The 25,785-nt window shown below is 71.7% G+C and carries 29 protein-coding genes; 19 read left to right on the top strand and 10 right to left on the bottom strand.

Going from position 1 to position 25,785, the window contains the following annotated elements:
- Positions 1–14: 14 nt before the first annotated feature.
- On the top strand, positions 15–1,535 hold the full coding sequence (locus AB0C87_RS27695; RefSeq protein ID WP_345170953.1) for an MFS transporter: 1,521 nt from the start codon (positions 15–17) through the stop codon (positions 1,533–1,535).
- A 158-nt stretch (positions 1,536–1,693) separates the two neighbouring features.
- Here AB0C87_RS27695 and AB0C87_RS27690 read toward each other — a convergent pair whose 3' ends face one another.
- Together AB0C87_RS27690 and AB0C87_RS27685 are read right to left on the bottom strand one after the other, a co-directional pair.
- The gene (locus AB0C87_RS27690; protein WP_345170955.1) at positions 1,694–2,380 is read right to left on the bottom strand and encodes a response regulator transcription factor; all 687 of its coding nucleotides are present in this window, start codon (positions 2,378–2,380) and stop codon (positions 1,694–1,696) included.
- Positions 2,350–3,681 carry a sensor domain-containing protein gene (locus AB0C87_RS27685; RefSeq protein ID WP_360580229.1) on the bottom strand — a complete coding sequence of 444 codons (1,332 nt, stop codon included), beginning with the start codon at positions 3,679–3,681 and terminating at the stop codon, positions 2,350–2,352. Before AB0C87_RS27685 ends, AB0C87_RS27690 begins: the two co-directional genes overlap by 31 nt.
- A gap of 126 nt (positions 3,682–3,807) precedes the next feature.
- On the opposite strand from AB0C87_RS27685, the gene AB0C87_RS27680 reads away from it, so the two are divergent.
- From AB0C87_RS27680 to infA, 5 genes are all read left to right on the top strand, one after another.
- Entirely contained in the window at positions 3,808–5,103 is a 1,296-nt protein-coding gene (locus AB0C87_RS27680) for an SGNH/GDSL hydrolase family protein (RefSeq protein ID WP_345170959.1), read from the top strand.
- An 11-nt stretch (positions 5,104–5,114) separates the two neighbouring features.
- Positions 5,115–5,873: an ABC transporter ATP-binding protein gene (locus AB0C87_RS27675; protein ID WP_345170961.1), complete on the top strand. Its 759-nt coding sequence runs from the start codon at positions 5,115–5,117 to the stop codon at positions 5,871–5,873.
- 3 nt (positions 5,874–5,876) lie between these two features.
- Entirely contained in the window at positions 5,877–7,808 is a 1,932-nt protein-coding gene (locus tag AB0C87_RS27670) for an ABC transporter permease (RefSeq protein WP_360580227.1), read from the top strand.
- A 210-nt stretch (positions 7,809–8,018) separates the two neighbouring features.
- Entirely contained in the window at positions 8,019–8,813 is a 795-nt protein-coding gene (locus tag AB0C87_RS27665; protein WP_345170966.1) for a GNAT family N-acetyltransferase, read from the top strand.
- Positions 8,810–9,034 (top strand): translation initiation factor IF-1, encoded by a 225-nt coding sequence (infA, locus tag AB0C87_RS27660; protein ID WP_353832010.1) that lies wholly within the window; start codon positions 8,810–8,812, stop codon positions 9,032–9,034. Before AB0C87_RS27665 ends, infA begins: the two co-directional genes overlap by 4 nt.
- A gap of 140 nt (positions 9,035–9,174) precedes the next feature.
- Here the strand turns inward: infA and AB0C87_RS27655 are convergent, their stop codons facing one another.
- Both AB0C87_RS27655 and AB0C87_RS27650 read right to left on the bottom strand, forming a co-directional pair.
- Complete coding sequence (locus tag AB0C87_RS27655) at positions 9,175–9,501, bottom strand: rhodanese-like domain-containing protein (RefSeq protein ID WP_353832011.1); 327 nt, start codon at positions 9,499–9,501, stop codon at positions 9,175–9,177.
- A 196-nt stretch (positions 9,502–9,697) separates the two neighbouring features.
- Positions 9,698–10,108 (bottom strand): ATP-binding protein, encoded by a 411-nt coding sequence (locus AB0C87_RS27650; RefSeq protein ID WP_360580223.1) that lies wholly within the window; start codon positions 10,106–10,108, stop codon positions 9,698–9,700.
- Positions 10,109–10,223: 115 nt separating this feature from the next.
- On the opposite strand from AB0C87_RS27650, the gene AB0C87_RS27645 reads away from it, so the two are divergent.
- Positions 10,224–11,036: a helix-turn-helix transcriptional regulator gene (locus AB0C87_RS27645; protein ID WP_360580222.1), complete on the top strand. Its 813-nt coding sequence runs from the start codon at positions 10,224–10,226 to the stop codon at positions 11,034–11,036.
- Positions 11,033–11,233, top strand: a complete 201-nt coding sequence (locus tag AB0C87_RS27640; protein WP_360580220.1) for a DUF397 domain-containing protein — start codon at positions 11,033–11,035, stop codon at positions 11,231–11,233. Before AB0C87_RS27645 ends, AB0C87_RS27640 begins: the two co-directional genes overlap by 4 nt.
- Positions 11,234–11,329: 96 nt before the next feature.
- Here AB0C87_RS27640 and AB0C87_RS27635 read toward each other — a convergent pair whose 3' ends face one another.
- Positions 11,330–12,439 (bottom strand): winged helix DNA-binding domain-containing protein, encoded by a 1,110-nt coding sequence (locus AB0C87_RS27635; RefSeq protein WP_360580321.1) that lies wholly within the window; start codon positions 12,437–12,439, stop codon positions 11,330–11,332.
- A gap of 126 nt (positions 12,440–12,565) precedes the next feature.
- Positions 12,566–13,531: a hypothetical protein gene (locus AB0C87_RS27630; RefSeq protein ID WP_360580218.1), complete on the bottom strand. Its 966-nt coding sequence runs from the start codon at positions 13,529–13,531 to the stop codon at positions 12,566–12,568.
- Between the two features lie 92 nt (positions 13,532–13,623).
- Between AB0C87_RS27630 and AB0C87_RS27625 the strand changes: the two genes are divergently transcribed.
- The 4 genes from AB0C87_RS27625 to AB0C87_RS27610 all read left to right on the top strand — a co-directional run bounded on the left by AB0C87_RS27625 (position 13,624) and on the right by AB0C87_RS27610 (position 16,034).
- Entirely contained in the window at positions 13,624–14,103 is a 480-nt protein-coding gene (locus tag AB0C87_RS27625; RefSeq protein WP_353832022.1) for a macro domain-containing protein, read from the top strand.
- Positions 14,104–14,215: 112 nt separating this feature from the next.
- Positions 14,216–14,713 (top strand): pyridoxamine 5'-phosphate oxidase family protein, encoded by a 498-nt coding sequence (locus tag AB0C87_RS27620; RefSeq protein WP_353832023.1) that lies wholly within the window; start codon positions 14,216–14,218, stop codon positions 14,711–14,713.
- A 77-nt stretch (positions 14,714–14,790) separates the two neighbouring features.
- A complete protein-coding gene (locus AB0C87_RS27615; protein WP_353832024.1) occupies positions 14,791–15,408 on the top strand; it encodes a barstar family protein in 618 nt (205 codons plus the stop codon).
- Between the two features lie 92 nt (positions 15,409–15,500).
- On the top strand, positions 15,501–16,034 hold the full coding sequence (locus AB0C87_RS27610; RefSeq protein ID WP_345170986.1) for a hypothetical protein: 534 nt from the start codon (positions 15,501–15,503) through the stop codon (positions 16,032–16,034).
- Between the two features lie 113 nt (positions 16,035–16,147).
- Here AB0C87_RS27610 and AB0C87_RS27605 read toward each other — a convergent pair whose 3' ends face one another.
- The 3 genes from AB0C87_RS27605 to AB0C87_RS27595 all read right to left on the bottom strand — a co-directional run bounded on the left by AB0C87_RS27605 (position 16,148) and on the right by AB0C87_RS27595 (position 18,445).
- Positions 16,148–16,459, bottom strand: a complete 312-nt coding sequence (locus tag AB0C87_RS27605; protein ID WP_353832025.1) for a hypothetical protein — start codon at positions 16,457–16,459, stop codon at positions 16,148–16,150.
- Between the two features lie 226 nt (positions 16,460–16,685).
- Positions 16,686–17,714, bottom strand: a complete 1,029-nt coding sequence (locus tag AB0C87_RS27600; RefSeq protein WP_360580215.1) for an acetamidase/formamidase family protein — start codon at positions 17,712–17,714, stop codon at positions 16,686–16,688.
- 278 nt (positions 17,715–17,992) lie between these two features.
- Positions 17,993–18,445 carry a hypothetical protein gene (locus AB0C87_RS27595; RefSeq protein WP_360580213.1) on the bottom strand — a complete coding sequence of 151 codons (453 nt, stop codon included), beginning with the start codon at positions 18,443–18,445 and terminating at the stop codon, positions 17,993–17,995.
- A gap of 155 nt (positions 18,446–18,600) precedes the next feature.
- Here AB0C87_RS27595 and AB0C87_RS27590 point away from each other — a divergent pair, with 155 nt between their 5' ends.
- From AB0C87_RS27590 to AB0C87_RS27565, 6 genes are all read left to right on the top strand, one after another.
- Positions 18,601–19,251 carry a DUF998 domain-containing protein gene (locus AB0C87_RS27590; protein WP_360580211.1) on the top strand — a complete coding sequence of 217 codons (651 nt, stop codon included), beginning with the start codon at positions 18,601–18,603 and terminating at the stop codon, positions 19,249–19,251.
- Between the two features lie 57 nt (positions 19,252–19,308).
- A complete protein-coding gene (locus AB0C87_RS27585) occupies positions 19,309–19,680 on the top strand; it encodes a YciI family protein (RefSeq protein WP_360358709.1) in 372 nt (123 codons plus the stop codon).
- Positions 19,677–20,918 carry a DUF6596 domain-containing protein gene (locus AB0C87_RS27580; RefSeq protein ID WP_360580209.1) on the top strand — a complete coding sequence of 414 codons (1,242 nt, stop codon included), beginning with the start codon at positions 19,677–19,679 and terminating at the stop codon, positions 20,916–20,918. The genes AB0C87_RS27585 and AB0C87_RS27580 overlap by 4 nt, the downstream gene beginning before the upstream one ends.
- Positions 20,919–21,025: 107 nt before the next feature.
- Complete coding sequence (locus tag AB0C87_RS27575; RefSeq protein WP_353832031.1) at positions 21,026–21,358, top strand: helix-turn-helix domain-containing protein; 333 nt, start codon at positions 21,026–21,028, stop codon at positions 21,356–21,358.
- 34 nt (positions 21,359–21,392) lie between these two features.
- Positions 21,393–22,079 carry an NAD(P)H-dependent oxidoreductase gene (locus tag AB0C87_RS27570; RefSeq protein ID WP_360580207.1) on the top strand — a complete coding sequence of 229 codons (687 nt, stop codon included), beginning with the start codon at positions 21,393–21,395 and terminating at the stop codon, positions 22,077–22,079.
- A 156-nt stretch (positions 22,080–22,235) separates the two neighbouring features.
- Entirely contained in the window at positions 22,236–23,663 is a 1,428-nt protein-coding gene (locus AB0C87_RS27565; RefSeq protein WP_353832033.1) for a sigma-70 family RNA polymerase sigma factor, read from the top strand.
- A gap of 54 nt (positions 23,664–23,717) precedes the next feature.
- Here AB0C87_RS27565 and AB0C87_RS27560 read toward each other — a convergent pair whose 3' ends face one another.
- Complete coding sequence (locus tag AB0C87_RS27560) at positions 23,718–24,494, bottom strand: CAP domain-containing protein (RefSeq protein ID WP_353832034.1); 777 nt, start codon at positions 24,492–24,494, stop codon at positions 23,718–23,720.
- A 518-nt stretch (positions 24,495–25,012) separates the two neighbouring features.
- Between AB0C87_RS27560 and AB0C87_RS27555 the strand changes: the two genes are divergently transcribed.
- Complete coding sequence (locus AB0C87_RS27555; RefSeq protein WP_360580204.1) at positions 25,013–25,753, top strand: hypothetical protein; 741 nt, start codon at positions 25,013–25,015, stop codon at positions 25,751–25,753.
- The last annotated feature ends 32 nt before the right edge of the window (positions 25,754–25,785 follow it).

The raw sequence follows: 25,785 nt of genomic DNA, 5'->3' as shown, positions 1-25,785 counted from the left end.
GTGAGGACAAAGTCATGGCGACCACGAAGGCGCCCGCGCCGCCGCCCGGCTCGCGCCGCTGGGCCGCGCTGCCGTTCATCGGCCTGGCCCAGCTAATGATCGTTCTGGACGGGACGGTCGTGAACATCGCGCTGCCGTCGCTCCAGCGGGACCTGCAGATCTCCGACGGCGACCGGCAGTGGATCATCACCGCGTACACGCTGGCGTTCGGGAGCCTGCTACTGCTCGGCGGCCGGATCGCCGACTACACCGGCCGGAAGCGGGCCTTCCTGGTCGCCCTGCTCGGCTTCGCCGGCGCGTCGGCGCTCGGCGGCGCGGCGGCCGGCTTCGAGATGCTGCTGACGGCCCGCGCGCTGCAGGGCGCGTTCGGCGCGCTGCTCGGGCCGTCCGCGCTGTCGCTGCTGGCCGTGACCTTCACCGGGCCGAAGGACCGCGCCAAGGCGTTCGGGATCTGGGGCGCGATCTCCGCCGCGGGCGGCGCGATCGGGCTGCTGGCCGGCGGGGCGCTGACCGACTACCTGGACTGGCGCTGGTGCCTGTACATCAACATCCCGATCGCCGTGGTCGCGGCGGTCGGCGGGTTCGCGATGCTCACCGAGTCCCGGCACCCGGGCTCCGCCCGGTTCGACTTCCTCGGCGTCCTGCCGGTCACCGGCGGGCTGGTCGCGATCGTGTACGCCACGGGCCGGGCCGGGTCGGACGGCTGGGGCTCGGCGAAGGTCATCGGCCTGCTCGCCGCCGGCGCGGTGCTGCTCGCCGCGTTCGCCCTCGTCGAGAGCCGCGTCGCGCAGCCGCTGCTGCCGCTGCGCGTGGTCGCCGACCGGACCCGCGGCGGCGCCTACCTGGCCGTGGGCCTGGCGGTCATCGGGATGTTCGGCGCGTTCCTCTTCCTGACGTACTACATGCAGGTCGTCAAGGGATACTCGCCGATCAGAACGGGTGCGGCCTTCCTTCCGATGGCCACGGCGGTGCTGCTGTCGGCCGGCGGCCTCACCACCCGGCTGCTGCCCAGGGTCGCGCCGCGCGCTCTGATCGTCCCCGGCATGCTGGTGAGCTCCGCCGGCATGCTGTGGATGCTCACCCTGGAGCCCGGCACCCCCTACGCCGCGGGCGTCCTCGTCGCCCAGCTCCTCCTGGGCTTCGGGGCGGGCATGATCATGCCGGTCGCCCTCGACTACGCGACCCACGGCGTCGGCCAGGGCGACTCCGGCATCGCCTCGGCGACCGTCAACACCGCGCAGCAGATCGGCGGTTCGATCGGCATCGCGCTGCTCAACACCATCGCCACCGCGGCGACCGCGGACTACCTGGCCTCGCACGGCCCGAGCCCGGCCGTCGCCAGGCAGGCACTGGTGGAGGGCTTCGCCGCGGCCGGCGCGTGGTCCGCCGGGATCCTCGTGGTCGGCGCGCTGATCGTCGCCGTCCTGATGAACACCCCGCGCCCCGAGCTCCCGACCGTCTCCGAGCACCGGACCGCCCCCGAGGACGCCGAAGCCCCGAGCCTGTCGCCCGGAGCCCCCGCCCCCAGTGTCTGACACACAGCGGCCGCGGCCGCCGCCCAGACCACGGCCGACAGCCTCAAGGGCACGAGCCTGGTCGGCGGCGGCCCGGCCGCACTGATCTCAGTCGGCGAAGTCGAGGCCGGGGGTGAGCGAGCCACCCGGACCCTCGGGACGCGCCGGGCCTCACGGCCTCAGCCGGGGTCTGGGGTGGGGGGACGGTCTCGGAGGTAGGCCAGGACGGCGAGGACCCGGCGGTGCGTGTCGTCGGTCTGGGGGAGGTCGAGCTTGGCCAGGATGCTGCGGACGTGCTTGCCCACGGTCGCTTCGGTGACGACCAGCCGGCGGGCGATGGCGGCGTTGGAGCTCCCCTCGGCGATCAGCGCGAGCACCTCGTGCTCGCGGGGGGACAGCGCGGCGAGCGGGTCACGGCGGCGGCCGATGAGCTGCCGGATGACCTTCGGGTCCACCACCGTCCCGCCGTCGAGGACCTGGCGCAGCGCCGCGACGAAGTCGGCGACGTCCACCACCCGGTCCTTGAGCAGGTAGCCGACCCGGCGGCCGTCGCCGGAGTCGAGCAGGTCGGCGGCGTAACTCAGCTCGACGTACTGGCTGAGCGCCACCACCGCGAGGCCCGGGTCGGCGCGGCGCAGCCGCACGGCGGCCCGCAGGCCCTCGTCGGAGAAGCCCGGCGGCATCCGGATGTCGGTGATGACCAGGTCGGGGCGGTGCTCGGCGACGGCCGCGAGCAGGGCCTCGGCGTCGTCGACGGCGGCGGCCACGTCGAAGCCGAACCTGGCCAGCAGCCCCGCCAGGCCCTCCCGCAGCAGGACGCCGTCCTCGGCGAGGACTACCCGGACGGCGGTCGGTTCGGTTCGCAAGGCAGCTCCACGCGGACGAGGGTCGGCCCCCCGGCGGGACTCGACACGAGCAGTCTGCCGTCGATCACCGCCACCCGGTCGGCGAGGCCGGTCAGCCCGGTGCCGCGGGCCGGGTCGGCGCCGCCCGCGCCCTCGTCGGCGACCTCCACCGTGAGGACGCCGCCGGCGAGGCGCGCGACCACCGCGGCCCGGTCGGCGCCGCTGTGCTTGGCGGCGTTCGTGAGCGCCTCGGCCGCGGCGAAGTAGGCCGTGCTCTCGACCTGGCGGGGAAGCCGTCCGGGCAGGTCGGCCTCGACGGCGACCGCGAGCGGGGACCGGTCGGCCAGCTCGCCCAGCGCCGCCGCCAGGCCCCGGTCGGTGAGGACGCGGGGGTGGATCCCGTGGACGAGTTCCCGCAGCTCGGTCATGAGGAGCTTGGCCTCCGCGTGGGCGTCCGCGACGCTGCCGGCCGCCAGGGACCCGGGCGGCAGGTCGACGCGGGCGATCCCGAGCTTCAGGGTGAGGGAGAGCAGCCGCTGCTGGGCGCCGTCGTGCAGGTCGCGCTCGATGCGGCGCCGCTCGGCCTCGAACGCGTCGACCAGCCGGGCGCGGGACCGCGCGACCTCGACCAGCTCGGCCTGGAGCCGTTGCCCCGAGCCGTTGCGCAGGGACGTCCGGGCGAGCGCGCCCTGCGCCGCGGCGACCAGGCCGAGCAGGTACGGGACGGCGGGCAGCAGCACCAGCCCCGCGGCCGCGTAGGGCAGCGCCTCCTCCGGCGTCGCGATCTTCACAGGGCCGAGCACCATCGGCCCGTCGCCGCCGAGCAGGATCAGCGGGGCGGCCACGGCGCCGGACTCGAAGACCAGCACGGACAGCAGCGCCGCGTACAGGACGGGGACGGCGGCCGACAGCAGCAGGAAGTAGCCGAGCGCGCGCCAGGTGACCGGTTCGGTGTAGCGGGTGCGGAGCCACGGCAGGACGCCCCGCTCGGGCGGCCGCCGATGCCCCGGGCCCGCCGGACGGGCGTCCACCAGGCGGAGCCGGCGCCGTTCCAGACCGGTCAGCGGGATGGTCACCGCCGGCCCGAGCCCGGCGACCAGCAGGAGGCCGAGGACGGCCGGCAGCGCGCGCTCGCCGAGCGCGGCGTCCGAGGCGGCGGCCAGGAGCAGCGGCGTCCCGAGCACCGCCAGCGGCAGTCCCGCCGCGACCACGACGACCACGGTCGACAGCAGGTAGCCGACGGCGCGCCAGGGCCAGGCCGTCAGCAGGAAGCCGCGGCGTCCCATCGCGGCCAGCAGGGTGGGCGGCGGGTCGTTCGGCACAGGCGTACGCTAGCCGACCCCGCGCCGTGCCCGGCCCGCGCGAACGCGGAGGTAGTGCTAGGCATACCTCCAAGTTGGTGGACCACCGTGATGCGGTCGCCGGTGCCCCGGCGGTGGGATCGGAGCATGAGACGAAAGCTCCCCGCACGGGCCGTCGCGCCCTTGGCCGGCGTCACCGCTGCCGCGCTGATCGCCGGGCTCGGATACGCCTGGCCCCGTCCCGCCCCTTCCGCCGCACAGGCGGCGTCCTTCAGGACCGCGGGCTGGTCGCAGAGCTGGGGCGCGGCGATGCAGCGCCCGATCGCCGGCGGCGAGGACGAGGGCCCGAACTGGTCCGTGGAAGGCTTCGGCGACCACTCGCTGCGGCAGGTCGTCCGGCTCAGCACGGGCGGTGCTCAGGTGCGGATCCGGCTGTCCAACCTCTACGGGACCCGTCCGCTGCGGGTCGCCGCCGCGGCCGTCGCCCGCTCGGCGGGCGGCGCCCAGGCGTGGCCGGGCACCACGGCGGCGCTGAGGTTCGGCGGGACGCGGTCCGCCACCGTGGCGCCGGGCGCCGACATCGTCAGCGATCCGGTGCCGCTGGCCACCGTTCCGCTGGAGAAGCTGGCGGTCACGCTGCGGTTCACCGGCGCGACGGGGCCCGCGACGTTCCACCGCTTCACCACCCAGCCCGCCTACCGCGCCTCCGGCGACCACCTGTCCGACGAGGGCGCCGGCGCCTACACCCGTTCCACGGACGCGCTGTACTACCTGGCGGGCGTGGACGTCACCGGCGGGACCGGCGGGACGGTGGTCGCCTTCGGGGACTCGCTCATCGACGGCGTCGGAGCCGCCCCCGGCGCCGACGCGCGCCTGCCGGACGCGCTGGCCGAGCGGCTGGCCGCCGCCCGCAGCCCGCTCGGCGTCGTCAACGCGGGCATCGGCGGCAACCGGCTGCGCCACGACTCGGCATGCGCCGGGGAGAAGGCCACCGCCCGGTTCGCCCGCGACGTCCTGGACCGTCCCGGCGTGCGGGCAGTGATCGTCCATCTGGGCGCCAACGACATCCGCGAGACCCCCGGCGACCCGTGCCTGCGGCCGGGCGGACCGGCGACCGCCGCGCAGGTCATCGACGCCCAGCGGCAACTGGTCCGCGCCGCCCGCGCCCGCGGCCTCAAGGTCGTCGGGACGACCATCCTCCCGATGAAGGGCGCCCTGTTCCCGGTGTGGACGCCCCAGGTGGAGAAGAACCGCGACGCCGTCAACCACTGGATCCGGACCAGCGGCACCTACGACGCCGTTCTGGACGCCGACCGCATCATGGCCGACCCCGCCGACCCCGACCGTCCCCGCCTCTCGTACGTCTACCAGGACGGGCTGCACCCCAACGACGCGGGCTACCAGGCCCTGGCGCGCGGCGTCGACCTGCGGAAACTGCGATGAGGGGTCCCGCGATGACGGGTCCCGGTCCCGCGCCCGCCACCGCTCCGGTCGCGCCGGTGCAGCTGTACCAGGTGAGCAGGCACTACGGGACGGGCGAAGCGCGGGTGCAGGCGCTGGCCGACGTCAGCGTGACCTTCCCCGCCGGTTCCTGGACGGCCGTGATGGGCCCCTCGGGTTCGGGGAAGTCGACCCTGCTGCACTGCGCCGCGGGCCTCGACAAGGTGACGTCCGGGCGCGTCGTGCTCGCCGGGCTGGACGTCACCCACGCCGCCGACGCGACCCTGACCGGCCTGCGGCGCCGCGCCGTGGGGTTCGTCTTCCAGAACTTCAACCTCATTGCCTCGCTCACCGCCGAGCAGAACGTCGCGCTCCCGCTGAAGCTCGCCGGCGCCCGGCCGTCGCGCCACGACGTCCGGGCCGCCCTCGCGGACGTGGGCCTGGCCGACCGCGCGCGGCACCGTCCGCGCGAGCTGTCGGGCGGGCAGCAGCAGCGGGTGGCGATCGCCCGCGCAATGGTGACGCGGCCGTCGGTGCTGTTCGCCGACGAGCCCACCGGGGCCCTGGACACCGGATCGGCCCGCACCGTCCTGCGGCTGCTGCGCCGCATGGTCGACACCGCCGGGCAGACCGTCGTGATGGTCACCCACGACCCGGTCGCAGCGGCGAGCGCCGACGCGGTCGTGTTCCTGTCGGACGGCCGGATCGCCGACCGTCTGATGCGCCCGTCCGCCGCCCAGGTGGCCGAGCGCCTCACCCGGTTGGAGGGCTGACCCGTGCTGCGCATCTCCGCCAGCACCGTCCGGGACCGCTGGCCGCTGTTCGCCGGGGCACTGCTGACCGTCTCCCTCGGCGTGGCGCTAGTCCAGTCGTCGGTGCTCGTGCTGCTCTCGACGGGCGAGCCGAAGATCCCGCCGGGCGCCTCGGACCGGACGGCCGAGCAGATCCGGGAGGGGTACGTCGGGGCCGCGACGCTGCTGGGCATGGCCACGCCGCTGGCGATGTTCCTGGCGGTGTTCATCGTGGGCTCGACGTTCGCCTTCGCCGTGGAGCAGCGGCGCAAGGACCTGGCCCTGCTGCGCATGCTCGGCGGGAGCCGTCCCCAGCTCGTCCGGCTGCTGCTCGGCGAGGCGTTCCTGCTGGGGCTGGCGGGAAGCGGCATCGGGATCCTGCTGGGCGTGCCGGGCACCTGGCTCCAAGCCCGGCTGCTGATCCGGATCGGGCTGCTCCCCCACGGCTTCTCCGCGCACTGGTCCGCCGGGATCCTGCTGGTGTCGCCGATCGTGGGGATCGGCGTCGCGGTCTTCGGAGTGCTGTCGGCGTCCTACCGGGCGGCCCGGGTCCGTCCGTTGGACGCCCTGCGCAACGCCCCGCGCGCGACCCGGGTGATGACCGCCGGCCGCTGGCTGTCGGGCGTGTCCTCGCTGGCGCTGACGGTCATGCTGGTCACGGCCGGGCACGGCGCCGACCTGCTCGGCGTCCTGCTGATCGCGATGGGCGTGTCGGTGTTCGGGTCGATCGCCCTCAGCGCGCTGAGCCCCCTCGCCGTCCCGCTGGTCGGCCACGTGCTCGGGACCGCGCTGCGCGCCGGCGTCCTCGGTGAACTGGCGCAGGCGAACCTGCGCGACGCCGTCCGGCGCAGCGCCTCGACGGCCGCGCCCGTCATCGTCCTCGTCGGCCTGCTGGTCGGCCTGACCGGCGCGCTGAACTCGCTGGCCCGGGCCACCGGCGCGGACCTCGAACGGATCACCGCGGCCGACCTGGTGGTCACCTCGACCGGGGCCGCCGCCGCCCGGATCCCGCAGGTTCCCGGCGTCGCCCTGGCGTCCCCGCAGAGCCAGGTCGAGATGTCGGTGACGTCCCGGCACCGCGTGGAAGGCCGCTCCTACCGGCAGACCCGCTATTCGGGCATCACCGCCGTGGATGCCCCCGCCTACCGGCGCACCCACCGCCTCACCCTGCGCTCCGGCTCCCTGGACGCCCTGCACGGCCGCACCATCGCGATCGGCCCCCAACTGGCCGCCGAAGGCGTCCGCAACGGCGACGTCACGGCACGGGTCGGCTCCCGCAAGCTCGAACTGCGCATCGTCGCGCGCCTACCGGAAGTCCTGGAGAACGGCAGCGACAACTTCCTGGTGCCGCGCGACCTCATTCCCGCCTCGATGCTCGCGGACGCGCCCACCGAGACCCTGGTCCAGGTCGCGCCCGGCACGTCGCCGCAGGCCGTCGCCTCGCGGATCCGCGCCGCCAAGCTCGGCGAGGTGCGAACCCTGCGCCAGTGGGCCGATGCCAGGGTCGCGGAGCAGCAGCGCGGCACGACGGGGATCATGTCCGTCCTGATGGGCATGTCCGGCCTGTACGCCGCCATCGCGGTCGTCAACGCCGTCGTGATCTCCGCCGCCGAGCGCCGCACCGAGTTCGCCGTCGCCCGCGCCACTGGCCTGACCCGCGCCCAGGTCGTCCGGATGGCCGTCATCGAGTCCGCCGCGGTCACCTTCATCGGCCTGTCCCTGGGGGTCGTGGTCGCAGCGGGGGCTTTGGCGGGCTTCGTCCCGGCGATGCAGGGGGTGCACATCCTCGCCGTGCCGTGGAGCCTGCTGGGCCTGCTGACCGCGGCCTCCCTGGCCATCACCGCCGTGGCCGCCGCCCTGACCGCGATGGCCGCCACCAGGCCGTCCCTCACGGCACTGGTCGCCGCCCGCGAATAGGACGCGGGGCGCCCATAGAGGTGGAAAAGGGTTGGAGCGGGAGGGCGCCGCGCTGATACCGTCGCGCTCGGCCGTGCAGACGTCGCCAGGAGGTGAGTACCCGTGAACCCTGTCACCCATGGGTGCTCCTTCAGCTCGTCACGGTCCGGCGGCTGACAGTCGGTGTCGCCAGGAGCGCCTGAGATCGAGGCACTCCTGAAGGAGACTCCGATGAACACGAAGCCCTACAGACCCGGCCTGAGCGGGAACGCGGTGGAGATCACGCGCGTCGCGGACAGGCATTGGCACGCACTGGAAGACGACCTGGTGGTCGGCCGCGGGTACGCGGAACACCGGCCCGACGGGCGCCTGTTCGTCAGCATCGACGCCTGGCACGACGCCGCGTTCGACCGGCTCGCCGAGGCGATGCCGGCGGAACTCCCGGCGCCGCTGTACACGGTGGTCGACGAAGCCGACGCCGAGCTGACGGCCCGATGGCGGCGGGCCGGTTTCAGGATCCGGCGCCGCGAGTGGGAGTACGTCGTCCCGACCGACCCGCGGGCGACGGGGCTCGGAGGAGCCCTGCCGCCTCCGGGCGTGACGATCGTCCCCGCCGGCGAGGTGGACGAGGACCTGCTGCGGGCGGTCGACCGCGCGATCCGCGACGAGGTCGAGGCGACCGTCGGATGGTGGCAGTCGATGCCCGCGGAGGTGCTTCCCCGCCCCGCGGACGACACCGTCGTCGACCCGTCGAAGTACGCGGTGGCCGCGGCGCCGGACCGGTACCTGGGTCTGATCCGGGTGGTGACGGTCAGACGGCCGCGCATCGGGCTGCTCGCGGTCCGGGCCGGCGAGCAGCGCCGGGGCATCGCGCGCGCCCTGCTGGCCCACGCACTGGGGACGCTCCACCAGTCCGGATTCGACGCGGCCTGGGCCGAGGTCCAGGAGTCCAACCGGGCGGCCTCGGCACTGATCGAGGGCGTCGGGGCCCGGTCGGTGAGCAGCAACCTGGAGCTCGTCCGATGACCAGGAACAGGCAGGGCCTCGAACGCGAAGGCAAGGTCGTCGAGTGCCTTCGCGCCGCCATGTTCACCGTGGAGCTCGAGGGCGGACACCGGGTACTCGCGCACATCAGCGGCAAGATGCGCCAGAACTACATCAAGATCAACCTGGAGGACCGCGTCCTGGTGGAACTCACCCCGTACGACCTGACGCGCGGCCGGATCGTCTTCCGCTACCGCAACTAACGGCGCTCGGGCCCCGGTCACAGGCTTCCCGTGACCGGGACTCATCTCCGGGACGGCCAGGCAGTCGCCACCCGGGCCTCGATCCACGCAGAGGCGGTGCGATGCCGGGGAGGGCAGGGGGCTCTGCCCTCCCCGGCACGTCAAGCCGACTCGGTGGGGAGACCGGCCTCCACCCAGTCCTGGATGCCCTCGCGGTACTTCCGGACGTCGGTGTAGCCGAGAGCGGTGAGCCGATCGGCGACCTGTCCGCTGTTGGGGCACGCCGGGTTGGAGCAGTAGGTGACGATCGCGGCGTCGCGGTCGGGCAGCAGGGTCGGCACCTGGGCGTTGACGTCGGCCAAGACCAGTTCGAGGGCGCCGGGCAGGTGCTGCTTGGCGTAGTACTCGCCGCCCAGGGTGTCGAGGACGGTCACGGTGCCCGCTTCGATCGCTGCCTTGAGCTCGTCGCGGGTGATGAGTGCGGTCATGCCAGTACCCTCCAAGAATCAGGACCGCGGTCCGGTTATTGGTGGATACTAATCGGACCGCAGTCCGTTTGCAAGGGACGGCTCAGACACCAAGCCCGCGCCTGCCGGCGTTGAGCCCGCCCGTCCGGCGAAGCGGGGGAAGCGCGGCCGCACCCAGGGGGGTCGGGCGCGGCCACTCGCCGGACGGGCGGGGGTCCTAGAGGGCGAGCCGCGCCCAGACGACCTTGCCGCGACCGCCGTTGACGTGCCGGTATCCGCAGCCGCCGGTCGCCAGGAGCCGCACCATCATCAGGCCCCGCCCGCCCTCGGCCTCGACATCGGCGTCCGGCACGACCGGCGGCGCGTGGGACGGGTCCCACACCCGGAGCTCGACGGAACCGTCCAAAAGCGTGACCCACGCCTGGATCTCATGCCCCTCGACGGCGTGCACCACCGCGTTCGTCGCCAGCTCCGACATGATCGTCCGCCCGACATAGTCGAGCCGCGCCAACCCCCACGCCTCACACGCCTGCGACACCAGCGACCGCGTCAGATACACGCTCTCCGGATAAGCCCGCCACCGAAGCCCGAACTCATTCGACGCCTTCGACGGAAGCTTGTCCCGCATGTCCCGAATGCCATTCATCCCGGGCCACCCTTCTCGCTGAACCCTGGCCCCACCTTCCCGCCGCCGATTACGCTTGTCGCGTTTCGTTCAGGAATCCCAAGATTGAGGATCCTGAATGCCGAAGGTCGACAAGCTTGATCCAGACAACAACCCCTGGCACTGGCTGGCCAGTGACCTGCGGATATGGCGCCTGGAGCGCAACCTCTCGCAGGCCCAACTGGCCGACGTCTTACGGGTGGACGATTCCACGGTTTCGAACTATGAATCGGGCACCACAAATCTCTCGAAAGAGAAGGCAGAAATACTCGACCAGATTTGGAGGACTCGGGGGCACTTTGCCCGACTTCGGCGATATGCCGAATCGGCACATGATCCGAACTGGTTCCACGCCTACACCAAGTACGAGCAGCGGGCCGACGTCATCAGCATCTACTCCGCCTTAGTCATTCACGCGCTGTTCCAGACCGAACAGTATGCGCGTGCGCTGATCGAAGGCGCACAGGTGGTGGAGGACGTCGAGGCCGCGGTCGCCATCCGCATGGCTCGGCAAGAGCTTTGGAACCGCGTCGACCCGCCGGAACTACGCATCTTCGTGCGGCAATCAGTTCTCGAAGATCCCGTAGGGGGGCCGGAGGTCATGCGCGCGCAACTCGCTCACTTGCTTGACCTCAGCCATCGCCGAAGGGTGGTCGTCAGAGCGCTCCCCAAGTACAAAGCCGCACATGCCGGGGTGGACGGCTCGTTCACGATCCTAGAGGTAGGCCGAAAAGAACATGCCTGGTCAGCAGCGGTCGAGGGTGGTCGGCTCGTATCCGATCCGGCGAAGATCAGGAAGTACCGACTACGCTTCGGACTGATAGGGGATGACGCCCTGTCGCGAGACTCGACCCGGAGTCTCTTGCGCGAATTAATGGAGGCCGTGAAATGAGTAGCCCCGTGTGGCGAAAATCCAGCCGGAGTGGCTCGGGCGCTGACGGCGGACAGGACTGTGTTGAAGTTGCTGCACTTGCAGAAGGACGCGGCATCAGAGACAGCAAGGCGCCCGACGCCGGCCACCTCACCCTCACCCCCACAAGCTTCACCCAGCTCATCACCCGCGCAAAGCGCGGAGACCTAGACCTCTAACCCTCCCGAAAACGCGGACGGCCGAGTACCGGCTGCTCCAGATGGACACCGCCGCCCGCTGCGGCTTCGCCCTCCCCGCGAGCCTGATCACCAACTTCAGGATTCGAAGCGGATGTCGTGAGTGGTGGCGTCGGCGGCGGCGAAGGCCAGGAGCCGTTCACCCTCCTCGGCCAGCGCGTCCTTGTCTCGCGACGCGAGCTGCTCGTAGGGTCGGACGAGCAGCGTCGCGGTGTCCCGTTCACGTTGCAGCTGCCAGTCACCGGCGGTGAACCCGTCCAGGAGCACGATGCCGGGCAGTGGACGGCGCGTGGCGTACTTCTGCGCGAGGAAGGCGTCGGTGATGACGCGGCTGCGGTCGGCGTGCGACAGCAGCAGATTGTCGAAGTCGTACAGAAAACGCGGCGGCGCGGGGGTGTCGGGATCGGGCCGGGGAGCGTGAGGCACGTCGAACAGTTCACGCCCGTCGTCGTCGGTGAAGACGGCCAGGCGGGGACGCAGCCGGTTCACCACCTCCCGCAACCGCGTCAGCCCTGACCACTTCTGCACGTCCTTCACGGACGCGGGGCCGAACGCCGCCAGGTAACGCAGGACCATCTCCTCAAGGGACGCGTCGGCCGCCAAAGATCGGCCCAGCCACGCCTCGGCGGTCGTGTGCGCGATGGGCCCGCTTCGCCCCCACACACCCCGGGGCGGCACCTGCACCAACGCCATCCTGTTGCGGGCCGCGTACGCGAGCGACGCCGGGGGCCGGTCGCCCCATCCCGCCGTCCGGCCGTGTTCGGCGAGCAGCGCGCCGAGTTCCTTGCTCGTACGCGGCTTCTCCTCCACCAACGGCCGGGCGGCGGCGACCAACTCGTCCATGTCCAAGCCCTGGACGGGTTCGCCGTGGGTGTGGTTGGAGAACAGGTCGCGGTCCAGGACGGGCTGGATCAGCGGGCGCAGCCACAGGCAGTCGCGTGCGCTCACCAGGTGGATCGTCGAACGCATCAACGCGATGCGCACGAGTTGCCGGTCGAGGAGCAGCTGCCCGATCTGCTCCGGGCGCACGTCCTCCAGCCGTACGCCCAGGCCCACGTACCACGAGTGCGGCGTCTGCGCCTGGAGACCCACCAGATGCTCCACCGCCTCCACCACGGGCAGTGTCGAACGGGCCAGCAGCAGTTGCCGGTCGAGCGTGGCGCGGTTGAGCGCGCGGCGAGTGAGCATCGGTGTCACACGGGTCAGAGTAGGGCGGAAGAGTTCCCTTGCTCCGCGCCAAGCAGCCCTGCGAAGCCGCATCCCCGGCCTTGGGCAGTTCGGTAGACGGCCGGTCGCGGTGGGTGGCGGCCTTCACTATTGGTCGACGACGTGCACTTTCGGTGTGTGCAGCCGGCGCGGTTCGGTGGGGAGCGCGGCGCGGTTCCTGATGGTGATCAGCTCGTCGTCCCAGCGGGCTTCGCGCAGTTCGGCGTCCGTCATGCTCAGGCCGTCGGGGTGCCGTCCGATGGCGGCGAGGTGTCCGCGGTGTCCCCAGGCCAGCCGTTCGACTTTCCAGCCCGGCCAGGTCTCCCCCACACGCGCGAGGAGCCCCGGCGGGACGGTGGCGGTGGTCCAATAGCGCAGGCGACGGGCGCGCAGGTCGATGACCGCGCCGTCGGTCACGGCGTCCTCGGCGGCCAAGGGAAAAGGCGCCTCGGCGGCCAGGGCGCCCAGAAGAGACTCCCCGTGATGCGCCAGCAGCGGGACGATCGTGTTGGACAGTTGCCAGTGCGTGAGGGCCGCGTCGGCTTCGATGACGCTGACGAGGCAGGATGCGTCGGCGAGGGCGTCTGCGATCAGTTCGTGGTGGCGGACCGTGATCTGGCGGGTGTCCGGGTCCCAGTCGACAAACCAGTAGTCGCGAGCGGCCGGGTTCACCTCTACGGCCTCGGCCCTCGCCGGTTCGGGCGGGAGTCCGGGGAAGATCAGGCGGCGCAGTTCCTCGTCTCCGCCCCAGGCGTAGGCGACGTCCCAGTCCTCCCAGCCCGGCGTGGCCGCCTGGCGCAGGGCCATGCTCTCGCGGTGGCTGGCACCCGCGGGCGGCATGGTCAACGCGCAGCCGTAGAACCGGTACCGGCGCGTGGTCATGTCCAGGGCGATGCCCTGGCAGGACCGTGCCGTCTTCGGGGCTCCGTCGACGAGCCTGCCGTCGGCCCGGATCCTTTCCACGAGGCCGCTGCGGTCGTCGGCCCCCGTGAGGTGCCACCGGCCGTACTTCTCGTCCAACTCCCAGTGGGAGCCGTCTTCCAGGCGGACGAGATAGGCGGTCCAGCATCCCATCCGCGAACAGTACTGGTCGTACGCCAAGGCGCTCGAACGCGCGCGTGCCCTGACCAGCCGATCTGTCACTGTGCGCGGATATCGTGACGATCATGGCGCAGATCCGCTACCTCCAGGGCGACGCGACCTCCCCCCAGGCCGCAGGACCCAAGGTCATCGCGCACGTCTGCAACAACAGGGGTGGTTGGGGCAAGGGATTCGTCCTGGCGATATCCCGACGCTGGCCGGAGCCCGAAGCCGCCTACCGGCGCTGGCACCGCGACCGCGCCGCCAACGACTTCGGGCTGGGCGCGGTCCAGCTCGTCCAGGTCCGGCCCGACATCTGGGTCGCCAACATGATCGGCCAGCACGGCGTCAAGACCAGCCGGAGTTCCGGGCCGCCGATCCGCTACCAGGCGGTGCGGAAGTGCCTCCACCAGCTGGCCGCACACGCCATCGAGCTCGAAGCGACCGTCCATATGCCTCGCATCGGCTGCGGCCTGGCCGGCGGGCGATGGGACCGCATCGAACCGCTCGTCATCAGCGAGCTCACCGACCCCGGCATCTCCGTCACCATCTACGACACGCCATGAAAAGTTCGAGATCTCGGTGTCGGGGATGTCGAGAACGTGGGGGTGGCTCCGTCCCAGGGGCACGAGCGGCCGAGAACGGGCGCTCGACGGCACCGAGACAGGAGCGACGACCATGGAGCAGCACGAGATCACCGAGATCCTCAACCGGCCGTACAGCCAGGAGCTGCTGGCGCGTGATGTGACGCGGCTGGCCTACGTGGCCAAGGACGGCACGCCGCGCAACGTGCCGATCGCCTTCACGTGGAACGGCTCGGAGATCGTCATGTGCACCAGCAGGAACGCCCCGAAGCTGGCGCACCTGCGCGAGAACCCGATGGTGGCCCTCACGATCGACACCGAGGTGCACCCGCCGAAGATCCTGCTCATCCGGGGGCGCGCCGAGCTCGACGTCGTCGACGGCATCCCGGACGAATACCTCCAGATGAACGGCAGCTACGACATGACGCCCGAGCAGCGCGTCGAGTGGGAGGCCGAGGTCCGCTCCCTCTACGACGGCATGGTCCGCATCGTCGTCACGCCGACCTGGGTGAAGCTCATCGACTTCGAGACCACGCTGCCCAGCGCGGTCGAGGAGCTGGCGCGGCAGCGGGCCGAACGCCAGAGCGCCTGATCCAGCAACGTGAGCCGTGGCAGGCGCAGGCCCCTCGCGCCGCTTTGCCCAAGCCATGCCGTGTCAGAATCCTCGGCATGAGCGCCCCGACCCTCACCGAGCGCAGGCCGCCCTGGGTCGTCTTCACCTCTGGTGACGATTCGTGGGTGGCCTCCGAAACGGCGGCGCTCCAAGAACAGGGCGGGCTCGTCTTCCGACTGGACGGTCGAGAACTGCTCGACCCGGCTTCACTGTTCCGCGCCTTCGCCCGGGAATTGTCCTTCCCCGGTTACTTCGGCCACAACTGGGACGCGCTCGTGGACTGCCTGCACGATTGGCACGGCCCCGGGCACGGCGAGCGGGACGTCGCCGTCCTCGTCGACGACGCCGACGGGTTGGCCGGTGCGGAGTTCCTGGGCCTGCTCGTCTCGGTGCTCTGCCAGGCGGCCTGGAAGGCCAACCTGCAACTCGACGCCGACGGGGTCCCGCACGAGGACAGGAAGCCGTTCGCCTTGCACTTCGTGCTGCTGCTCGACCACACCCCGCCCGCCGTCCTCGCCGAGGCGGCGGCGAGCGGCAGGTCCGCATTGGTCCCCGGCAGCACGGGAATTTCGTTGGACCAATGCGAAACGATCACAATACGCGACCATGATCTACCTCAAAGCCACGACAAAGGATCGGGTCGGCCCCAAGAGGACGGCACAACACCAAAGTAGGTAAGCACCGTTCGGCCGGCCGTTAAGTGCAACCGTTTTCGTTGCCGACCCGTGATGTCGCTCTCTTGATCATTCTTGGTACCGTTCCCCGGATGGCGGAAGCCAGCGCGCGGACCGATCTCCTGTATCCGCGCAAGGAAAACCCCTGGGGGGCACGTATGAAGACGGCTCTGCGCCGAACTGTGCTGTCATTGTCAGCACTCACCGTCACCACTGTCGGAACTCTGTCCCTCATGAGTCCGGCCAACGCCGCCGCCGCCTACTCGGTGCCAGGTGTCTGCGGCAGCGGCTACAAAGAAGTGCGAAGCATCGCCCTTTCCGGCTACAACAAGACCGCCGACGGGTGGGGCACCGTCGCATACGTGAAGATCGGCTACAACGCCGGCAACGGCAAGAACTGCGCCTTCACGCAAAAGTCGACGACGAACTACAGCTACGGAAAACTGTCCGAAGTCAGCGTCAAACTGCGGGAGCTGCGCTACGGGGACACCTCCTACGACGTCAACGGGCCTTACCGGTATTTCGCGGGACCGGTCTATGTGTCCGCCCGTAACACCTGCATCAATGTCTGGGGCTGGGAAGACTGGGCAGGCTCGTATGACTTCGGCCCGATAGCCTGCGGCTGAGCGCACCGGTCCAGTCGCCGTGGTCGCGCTGTCCTCGACAGTGCGACCACATCGGTGTCCGCGCCCCCACACCGAAGCCGACGAGGGTGTGTCAGCGGTCAGCATGGCGAGGCTCAGGCGGGAGACTCGCCCCCGGCCGGGTCCTCCAGGAGGACCTCTCCCCAGCAGGCCGTGCCCTCGTCGGTCCAGTGGCTGCCGTGCTGGCAGCCGTCCGAGCCGGTCCAGATCTGCGCCACCACCTGCCGGGGGCTGAACTCCTTCGGCACCGCGTCGTGCACGGTGATCCTCACGAGCCGCCGTCCGTCCTTGGTCAGCACCCTGCAGTCGAGCCTGACGCCCCCCGGAAGCACGGGGTTCTCGTCGGCGCCGATGTCGATGCCGTGGGAACGCGCGATGTCGCGATGTTGAACGGTCGGGGGCCGCATTCCTCTCTCGCGGACGGCGACGCTTTCGCGCCTTCGCAGGTGCTCGTGGAACGAGAAAGCGTCCCGGCGTTGGGCGGCTGATGCCGCCTTTCTGCCGGGACGCCTCGTGCTGAAGGTCCACGGAGCTTCAGATCCCGTGGACCCCCGGGTGTTCACCCTTGCCGTCGCCGTCGCCGCTGTCAGACGGCGGCGACGCCGCAGATCTCAGGGCCCGCCTGCGGCACCGTCAGGAGACGGAGGAACCGGCGGGCCGGTGGTGTCCGCGACCCACGATGGGGACGTCGGCCCCGCCCACGAGCGGGCGCAGCCGGTCCTTGTGGATCTCGGCGATGACGACCTTGTTGACGTTCACCGCCTCGGCGACCTTGAAGTCGACCACGAGGCTGGAGAGCCGGTAGGCCTCGACACCCGTCATTCCCAGGACGCCGACGAGGTAGTCGACGACCTCCTCGGCCGCGATCCGCATGGCCAGGTTGAGATCCGCGTGGATCCCCGTGCACCAGACGTGATCACGGTTCTCCGCGCGGGGGAACTTCAGGGCGCCGCCCTTGTGCACGAAGAACTGGACGGTCACCTTCATCGAGTGCTCGACGGCGGTCTGGTCGACCTCGCCGTGCCCCTGCGCGCCGTGGGTGTCGCCCGTGTAGTACATACCGCCCGGCTGGAAGACCGGGAGGTACAGCGTGGACCCCGCGACGAGATCGCGGAAGTCCATATTGCCGCCCCACCTGCCGGGCGGGTTGGCGGAGACGGCGCCGACCCCGGTGGGCGGCGCGACCGCCATGATCCCCGCGAACGGCCTGAAGGGGATCTCGATGCCGCCCCCGAAGGCGTAGAACCGCTGCTCGGGATCGAGCCGGAGCAGGCGGGAGGTCCGCCGCTCCAGAAGATCGCCGAGGACCCCGAGGCCGGGGCCGCTGCTGTTCACGCCGTAGGGAACGCGCGGCGAGACATCCAGAACGCGGATCTCCAGCACGTCGCCCGGTTCGGCGCCCTCGACGCCGATCGGCCCCGTGAGGACGTGGCCGCTCGATCCCTCCGGACGCGGCATCGCCGCCACTTCCAGCAGCTCGGGCAGCACCTGGTCGGCGGGCACCCCCAGTGCCCGGAAGTAGGCGATCGGGCCCTCGGGAGCGGTCGCCCCGGTCCAGCTGACGGTGTTGATGGTGACGCACGCGCCAGGCTTGACGGTCAGGACGGGTTCCGAGCCGGGGACGAAGAGGCCCCAGCCCGCGGTCTTTCGACTGGTCTCCAATACCACTGCCTCGGGCGAGCAGGATCGGAGCCTGTCAGGCATCTCACTCATGCGAGACGTCCTTTCTCGTTTTCGGCGTTCAGCCTTGCCGCCTTGTGCGGCCTTGCAGGGGGGACCGTCCGTTTCCCGCCGCGCCCGGCACGGAGCGTGAGCCGGTCAGCGGGTATCCGGCCGCCTCGCCGGGAGGCCGGCGGTTCGTCGAGGTGGATCCCGCGGGAAAGCGAAAAGCGCCGGGCCCGTTGATCGGGCCCGGCGCTTCTGGTCGTCGTTCGCGGGTGTCAGATGCGGGTCATGGCGGACCTGTATCCGCCGCCGGGGTAGACCCATTCGCCGGTGAGGGCGTTGCCGTCAGGGCTGAAGGTGCCTTCGAAGTAGGCGGGGCTGCCCTTGGCGCCGCCCCAGATGGTCAGTTTGTCGCCGGTCAGCTCGTAGACGTAGTCGAGGGTGTTGCCGAGCGAGTCGTAGTACCGCGACATCACGTCCTCGCCCGCGGGTTCGCCGAACGGGCGGAGCTTGCCGATCACTTCGATGCCGGTGACCGGTTCGCCCAACTGGGTGAGGTCGACGTGCTGGAGCAGGAAGTAGCGGCCGGGCATCCACTCGTAGCGGACGGTCCCCTCGGCGCCGCCGGTGACCTTCCAGGCTCCGACCAGGCGGTCGAGGGCCTGAACCTCGACGCTCGGCTGGTCGCTCTCGTTCGGAACGTTCTCGTTCGGGCTCTTCTCGGACATCGTGTCCTCCTCTTCGCGGGTGTTCGCCGGTACCTCGGAGCCCCCGGACGCTTTCGGACATGACACCGATGTGACGTAGGTCACTTCTGCGGGACGTCGAGATCCGGGGCCCGGTCCCGAGGTAGCGGCGAGAACCCATCGATGAGGAGGAATCCATGACCACCGCCATCGCCCCTTCGGTCGGCGTCCGCCGGACGTCCCGCGTCCTGGTCGCCGGCGCCCTCACCGGGCCGCTGTTCTTCGCCTCGGCCGTCACCCAGATGGTCATGCGGGACGGCTTCGACATCAGGCGGCACCCGATCAGCCAGCTCGCCACCGGTGATCTCGGCTGGATCCAGATCGTCACGTTCGTGCTCGCCGGGCTGGGCGGCGTCGCCCTGGCCGTCGGCCTCAGGCGCACGATCACCGAGGGGGCCGGGCGGTGGGCGCTGCCCGTCCTCGTCGGGGTCTTCGGGGCCGGGCTGGTGGCCGCCGGGCTGCTCCCGATGGATCCGGAGAACGGCTTCCCGGCCGGCACACCGGAGGGGCCGGTCGACCAGATGTCCTGGCACGGGGTCGCGCACTCGGTCGCGGCGGCCGTCGCCTTCACGGCCCTCGCCATCGCGGCCGCCGTGATGACCGTCCGGTGCGCGCGCCGTCGGGCCGTGCTGCCGGCCGTGCTGAACGGGGCCGTCGCTCTCGTCCTGCTGGTGCCCATGTCGCCGGATCACATGAGCCTGCAGATCGCGCTGAACGGCCTGGTCGCCTTCACCTGGACGACCGTCGTCGCACTGTCGCTGCGCCGCCGGAGCACGCACCCGGGCTGACCTGGCTGTACAGCGGGAACCTGGCTCGTGCACTGTGGGACCAAGGGGAGGATCGCCATGAAGTACCTGCTGCTCAGCTACACCCCGGCCGCCGCCTGGGACGCCGCCACCGCCGACGCTCCGTCGGAGGAGGCGCTCGCCGCGTTCGCCGAGTACCAGAAGGTCGAGCGGGAACTGACCGAGACGGGCGAGTTCGTCACCAGCGAGGGGCTCGGCCACCCGGTGGTCAGCACGACGGTGCGCCGGGCGCCGGACGGCGTGGTCGCGACCGACGGGCCGTTCGCCGAGCTCAAGGAGGTCCTGGCCAGCTTCGCCGTGATCGACGTCGCGGGCCGGGAACGCGCCGTGGAGATCGCTTCGCGGATCGTGGAGGTGCTCGGCGAGCCGATCGAGATCCGGCCGATCATGGGGGAGGAGTTCGCGGCGTGAACGGCGACGTCGAGCATCTGCTGCGCGCGGAGGCGCCGCAGGTGCTCGGCGCCCTGGTGCGGCGCTTCGGACGCTTCGACATCGCCGAGGACGCCGTCCAGGAGGCCCTGCTGGCGGCGAGCGATGACTGGCCTGCCCGGGGCGTGCCGGAAGACCCGCGGAGCTGGCTGATCAGGATCGGCTACCGGCGCATGGTGGACCTGCTCCGCTCCGACCAGGCGCGGCGCCGGCGGGAGCACGAGGCCGGGATGACCGAGCTGGCCATGGGGGCGCCGGCCCGCCGGGCCGGTCCCCCGCCGGAGGTCGACGACAGCCTCACGCTGCTGATGCTGTGCTGCCATCCCGCGCTGAGCACCACGTCGCAGGTCGCGCTCACGCTGCGCGCGGTCGGCGGCCTGACGACCGCCGAGATCGCGCACGCCCACGGCACGACCGAGGCCACCATGGGGACGCGGATCAGCCGCGCCAAGCAGCGGCTGGCCCGCGCCGGCGCCCGCTTCACTCCCCCGACCGACGCCGACCGGGACGAGCGGATGGCCGCCGTGATGCGGGTGCTCTACCTCGTCTTCAACGAGGGCTACACGGCCACGGCCGGGCGGGAGCTCGCCCGCGTCGACCTGACGCGGGAGGCGATCCGGCTGGCCCGCATGCTCCACGCCTCGCTCCCGGGCGACGCCGAGGCGACGGGCCTGCTGGCGTTGATGCTGCTCACCGATTCGCGGCGCCGGGCCCGCACCGGCGCCGACCGCGAGCTGGTGCCGCTGGACGAGCAGGACCGCACGCGCTGGGACCCGGACCTGATCCGCGAGGGCACCGAGCTGATCGACGGCGTCTGGAACCGCGGCGCGGCGGGCCCGTACCGGCTTCAGGCGGCCATCGCCGCCGTGCACGCGGCGGCCGCGTCGCCGGAGGAGACCGACTGGCCGCAGATCGCGATGCTGTACCTCTGGCTCGAACGCCTCACGCCCACCGCGCCGATCCGGCTCAGCCGCGTGGTGGCGGTCGCCCGAGCGTTCGGACCGGCCCGGGGCCTGGCCCTCCTGGACGACCTCAACGGCCGGCACCGCCTGGACCGCGACCCCCTCACGCGGCAACGCGAGCGCGCGGTGCGCGCCCACCTTCTGCAGATGACCGGCGACGACGCGTCCGCCGCCGCTCTGTACCGCCAGGCGGCCGCCCTGACCGAGAACCAGGTGGAGCAGCGCTACCTGCTCGGCAAGGCCGACCGCCTCGACTGACCACGGCATGTCCGGTCGCTGCGGGGGCGGCGGCCGTGAGTCCGGCCGCCTCGGCTCAGGTATCGAGATATCGTGGTCTGTCGGTTCGACTGTGAGGGAGATGGCTGATGGCCGCGGCGGCGGAGTTGGGGCCGGAGGAGCTGATCGACGTGTTCAAGGCCCTCGGCAATCCCGCCCGACTGCAGATCATGCAGTGGCTGAAGGAGCCCGAGCGGCACTTCGGCGAGTGGGAGCCGATCGCGGACCGCGAGGAGGTCGGCGTGTGCGTCACGCACATCCAGGCCAAGGCGGGGCTCGCCCAGTCGACCGTCTCCAGCTACATGAGCACGCTCGAACGGGCCGGGCTCGTGCGGGCGACCCGGGTGGGCAAGTGGACCCACTACCGGCGGGACGAGGAGCGGCTGGCGCGGCTGGCGGAGGCGCTCGCCATCACCATCTGATTGACGAATCGCGATATGTCGATATGATTTTCCCATGTCGACCTCGGATGCCGCTCCCCTCGCCCTGATCGTCCACGCCCATCCCGAGCCCCGCTCGTTCAGCACCGCCCAGATGACCACCGCGGCCCAGGCCCTGCGCGAGGCCGGTTACCGCGTCGACGTCCTCGACCTCTACGCCGACGCCTGGGCCCCGACCCTCGCCCGCGACGACTTCCCCTCGGTGGAGGGCCACTTCAAGCCGCAGGCCGAGCAGATGCGCGCGGTCAGGGAAGGGACGCTCGACGCGACCGTCCAGGCCCACCTCGACCGCCTGCTCGCCGCCGACCTGCTCGTGCTGTCGTTCCCGATGTGGTGGTTCTCGCTGCCCGCGATCCTCAAGGGATGGGTGGACCGCGTCTTCGCCATGGGGGCGGTCTTCGGCGGCGACCACGGTCTCTTCGAGAACGCGGCCCTCGCCGGCAAGCGAGCGATGCTGCTGTTCACGACCGGCGGTCCCAGCGAGATGTTCCAACCTGGCGTCTTCGGCTCCATGGACGACTTCCTGTTCCACATCCATCGCGGAATGCTGGAGTTCGTCGGCTACCGGGTGCTCGACCCCGTGGTCACCTATGGACCGGCCCACATGACCGACCAGAAACGGGCGGCGGCGCTGGAGACGGTCAGGGAGTCCGTCACGCTCATCGCGGCGGATCCCGCGTCGCGCGACGCCTCACTGGTGTGAGCCGCTCCCGCCGGTGAACCGCGGGACGCGCCGCCGGGCCGGACGGCCCACCCGCCCGCTTGGACATGTCCTAGTTTTTCTGTAATCGACGGGAGGGTGGCGGGGTCTCTTCTGGCGTGGCCGAACGGTTCGGTCCGGTGGCGCGAAGGGATGCGGATGGACGGCGGCGAGGAGCGGCTGGTCGCGGCGGCGCAGGCCGGGGACGCGGCGGCGAGGGAACGGCTGGTGTCGACCTGCCTGCCGCTGGTGTACAACGTCGTCGGCCGGGCGCTGGACGGCCACGCGGACGTGGACGACGTCGTCCAGGACACCATGCTGCGGATGCTGAACGGCCTCGGCGGCCTGCGCGACCCGTCGCGGTTCCGGTCCTGGCTCGTGGCGATCGCGATGAACCAGGTGCGGCGCCGGTGGTCGGCGAACCGGAGGCGCCCCGCCGTCGGCCTGGACGCCGCGCACGAGATCCCCGACCCCGGCGGCGACTTCGTCGAGACCACCATCGTCCGGCTCGGGCTGTCCGGGCAGCGCAAGGAGATCGCCGAGGCCACCCGGTGGCTGGACCCCGCCGACCGCGACCTGCTCTCGCTGTGGTGGTTAGAGGTCTCGGGCGAGCTGACGCGCACCGAACTCGCCGCGGCCCTGGACGTGAAGCGGCGCCACGCGGCCGTGCGCGTGAACCGGATGAAGGAGCAGCTGGAGACGGGACGGCTCGTGGTCCGCGTGCTCGCCGCGACGCCGCCGTGCCCGGGCCTCGCCGAGGTGACGGCCTCGTGGAACCGGCGGCCCACGCCCGTGTGGCGCAAGCGGATCGCCCGCCACGCGCGCGGCTGCGACGCCTGCCGCGCGCACCGGCGCAGGCTCGCCCCGGCGGAGGCGCTGCTCGCGGGCATGGTCCTCGTCCCGCCCCCGGCCCGTCTGTCGGCGGCGGACCTGGCGAACGCCAAGCTGTCGGGCGCGGACGTCGCCCTGCACGCCTCGCGCGGGGCCCGGACGGCGGCGATCGTCGGGACGGCCACGGTGGCGGCGGTCGCGGTGGCCGTCTGGTTCTTCGCCGTGCCCGGCGACGAGCCGCCCCCGGCCGCCGCGCTCCCGAGCGCGCCCGCCGCCACTCCGAGCGCGGCGCCGACCTCCTCCGAACGTCCGTCGCCCACCCCGTCCAAGACCCGACGCTCGCCGAAGCCGCGCAAGACGTCCACGGCGCCCCTCAGCCCGGGACGCCAGGTCGTCCGCCTCGCCAACATCCAGCGGGCCAGGCACGGGTGCCGTCCCCTGCGCGAGAATCCGAGGCTGACCAGGGCGGCCCAGAGGCACTCCGCCGACATGGCGGCGCGGCGCGTGCTCTCCCACGACGGCGCGGGCGGGCAGGATCCGGGCGCCCGCATCACCGCCGCCGGATACCGGTGGCGGGCCTGGGCGGAGAACATCCAGCAGGGCGCCGCGACGCCGTCCTCGGCGGTGTCGAGCTGGATGACCAGCACCTACCACCGCGCCAACATCCTCAACTGCGACTACACCGAGATCGGCGTGGGCGTCGCGTCCGGCCCCGGCGGCCCCTGGTGGACGCAGGACTTCGCCTCACCTCAGTGAGGCGTGCGCGCCGGACGGGTTCGCGCCCCTCCCGTGCGCGCACGCCTCCGCACGTCAGCGGGCGCCGAAGTTCTGCGTCCAGTACGGGGTCCCGGACTTGAGCGCCACACCCACGCCGATGTTCTTGAACCGGCAGTTGAGGATGTTGGCCCGGTGCCCGGAGCTGTTCATCCAGGCGGACATGACGGCGGCGGGCGTCCGCTGGCCGTAGGCGATGTTCTCGCCATAGGTGGACCAGCGGTAACCGGCGGCGGTGATCCGGTCGCCCGGGCTCCTGCCGCTGGGGTTGGTGTGGTCGAAGAAGCCGCGGGCGACCATGTCGGCGGAGTGGCCCTGCGCGGCGGCCTGGAGGCGGGAGTCGACGGTCAGGGCCCCGCAGCCGTTCTTGGCGCGCTCGGCGTTGGTCAGGGCGACGACCTGCTGGGCGAGCGTGCCGCCGCCCACGCTGCCGCCGCCGGGCGCCGTGGAACGGGGCGCCGGCGTGACCGGCCGCTTCTTCTTCTGCGGACGCTTCGTGATGTGCTTCGCGGGCTTCTTCGCGACGGTCGAGCGCTTGGCGGTCTTGGAAGCCGTGGGCTTGCCGGCGGGCGCCTTCGCCTTGGCGGGGGACGGGGTGGGCGCGGGGGCCGCGCGGTCGGCGACCGGCCTGGAATCGGCCGGGGCCTCCGAAGACCCGGTGACCCCGTAGGCGACCCCGGCCGTCAGGGCGACCACGCTCGCGCTCGCGCCGACGGCGGCCCACCACCGCCCGCTCGGACGCGGCGCCCGCCCGTAGCTGCCGCGGCGCGTCCGGGGACTCCGTCTCGACCCCGTGCTGTTCCTCTCGCTCACGTGAGCCTGCCTTCCTGGTTTCCGAGGATTTGTCGGACACCTGGGAGACCTGGCGGGTACGCCCGGATAACAGAAAGTGCGAGCGAAATCTGAGAATCGTTCCTACCTGCGAGAACGTGACGGGAGGCGAGTCGACTCAAGATCGCGTGTGCGGGAGCGGAGGGGCCTGGTTCCCGGCGGCACGTGTCCTCGGGGCGACAGCGGCCCGGCCGGGATCGAGATAAAGCGTTCTCACTCGGTGAGATCCTGCGTATTCTCCTCGTGGCCTCGGGCGCGGCGAGGGAAGGACGCGGGATGAGCGGAAGCGGAGGCAGGGCGCGATGAATCCGTACGGAGGAGGACAAGCGCCCGGACCCGGGTGGCAGCCCGGACCGCCGCCGCAAGGTCCCTGGCAGCAACCCCAAGGCCCCTGGCAGCAGCCGCAAGGCCCTTGGCAGCAGGGGCAGGGCTCATGGCAGCAGCCGCAGGGCCCGGGGCGGCCCCCGCAGGGTCCGTGGCAGCCGGGTCCGCCGCGCCGGATGACGTTCGGGCGTCTCTTCAATCCGTTCGCCGTCGGGAGCGCGGTCTTCACGCCGTCCCGGCCGGAACGCGTGCACGACCCGGCGGTGAAGAAGGTGCAGATCTGGCGAACGGTCGTCGGTCTGGTCGCCGTCACGTGGATGCTGTTCTCCTACGGGCTGGCGAAGGACCCCAACGGCGTGTTGGACGACCGCTTCGCCCAGATCCGCACCACCCTCATCACGCTGGCGGTGACGTTCCCGATCGCCGTCACCGTCTTCATCGCGGCGGCCCGTCCGCCCAACCGGCGCCTGTACCTGCGCCGCGCGGCCAAACCCGCCGGGGCGCTGCTCACGCTGGCGATAACGCTCGCCGCGCCGAGACTGGCCACGGGGCTGGGCTATGTGACCGAGGACACCGACTGGACGGCGTCACCGTGGCGGCTGGTGCTGCTGTTCGCGATCGGCGCCTTCTCGTTGTGGTACATCCCCTTCGGCCTCTACGGCATCGTGCAGTCACTCGTGCACGTCTTCCGGACGGCCGACCTCCACGACACGGTCCCGCCACTCCTCGCGACGCTGCTCGTCTGGGAGGTCGCCGTCTTCGACGTCTTCCAGGGCGCCTACGGCGGCGTCCCGTTCGTGGTGCGGCTGGGGTTCATCCTGGGAGCACCGCTGTCCGTCACCGCCGTGGCGATGTGGGAGCTGCGGCGTCTGCGGACGCGGCACGGCCTCACCGTGCGCGGGGCGCTGGGCCGCTGAGCCGCCGCGGCCGTCGATGGGCCGTCGCTTCC

The sequence above is a fragment of the Actinomadura sp. NPDC048021 genome, assembly GCF_040653135.1.
Classification (GTDB): Bacteria; Actinomycetota; Actinomycetes; order Streptosporangiales; family Streptosporangiaceae; genus Spirillospora; species Spirillospora verrucosospora.
This window is presented reverse-complemented; position numbering and strand designations above follow the sequence as displayed.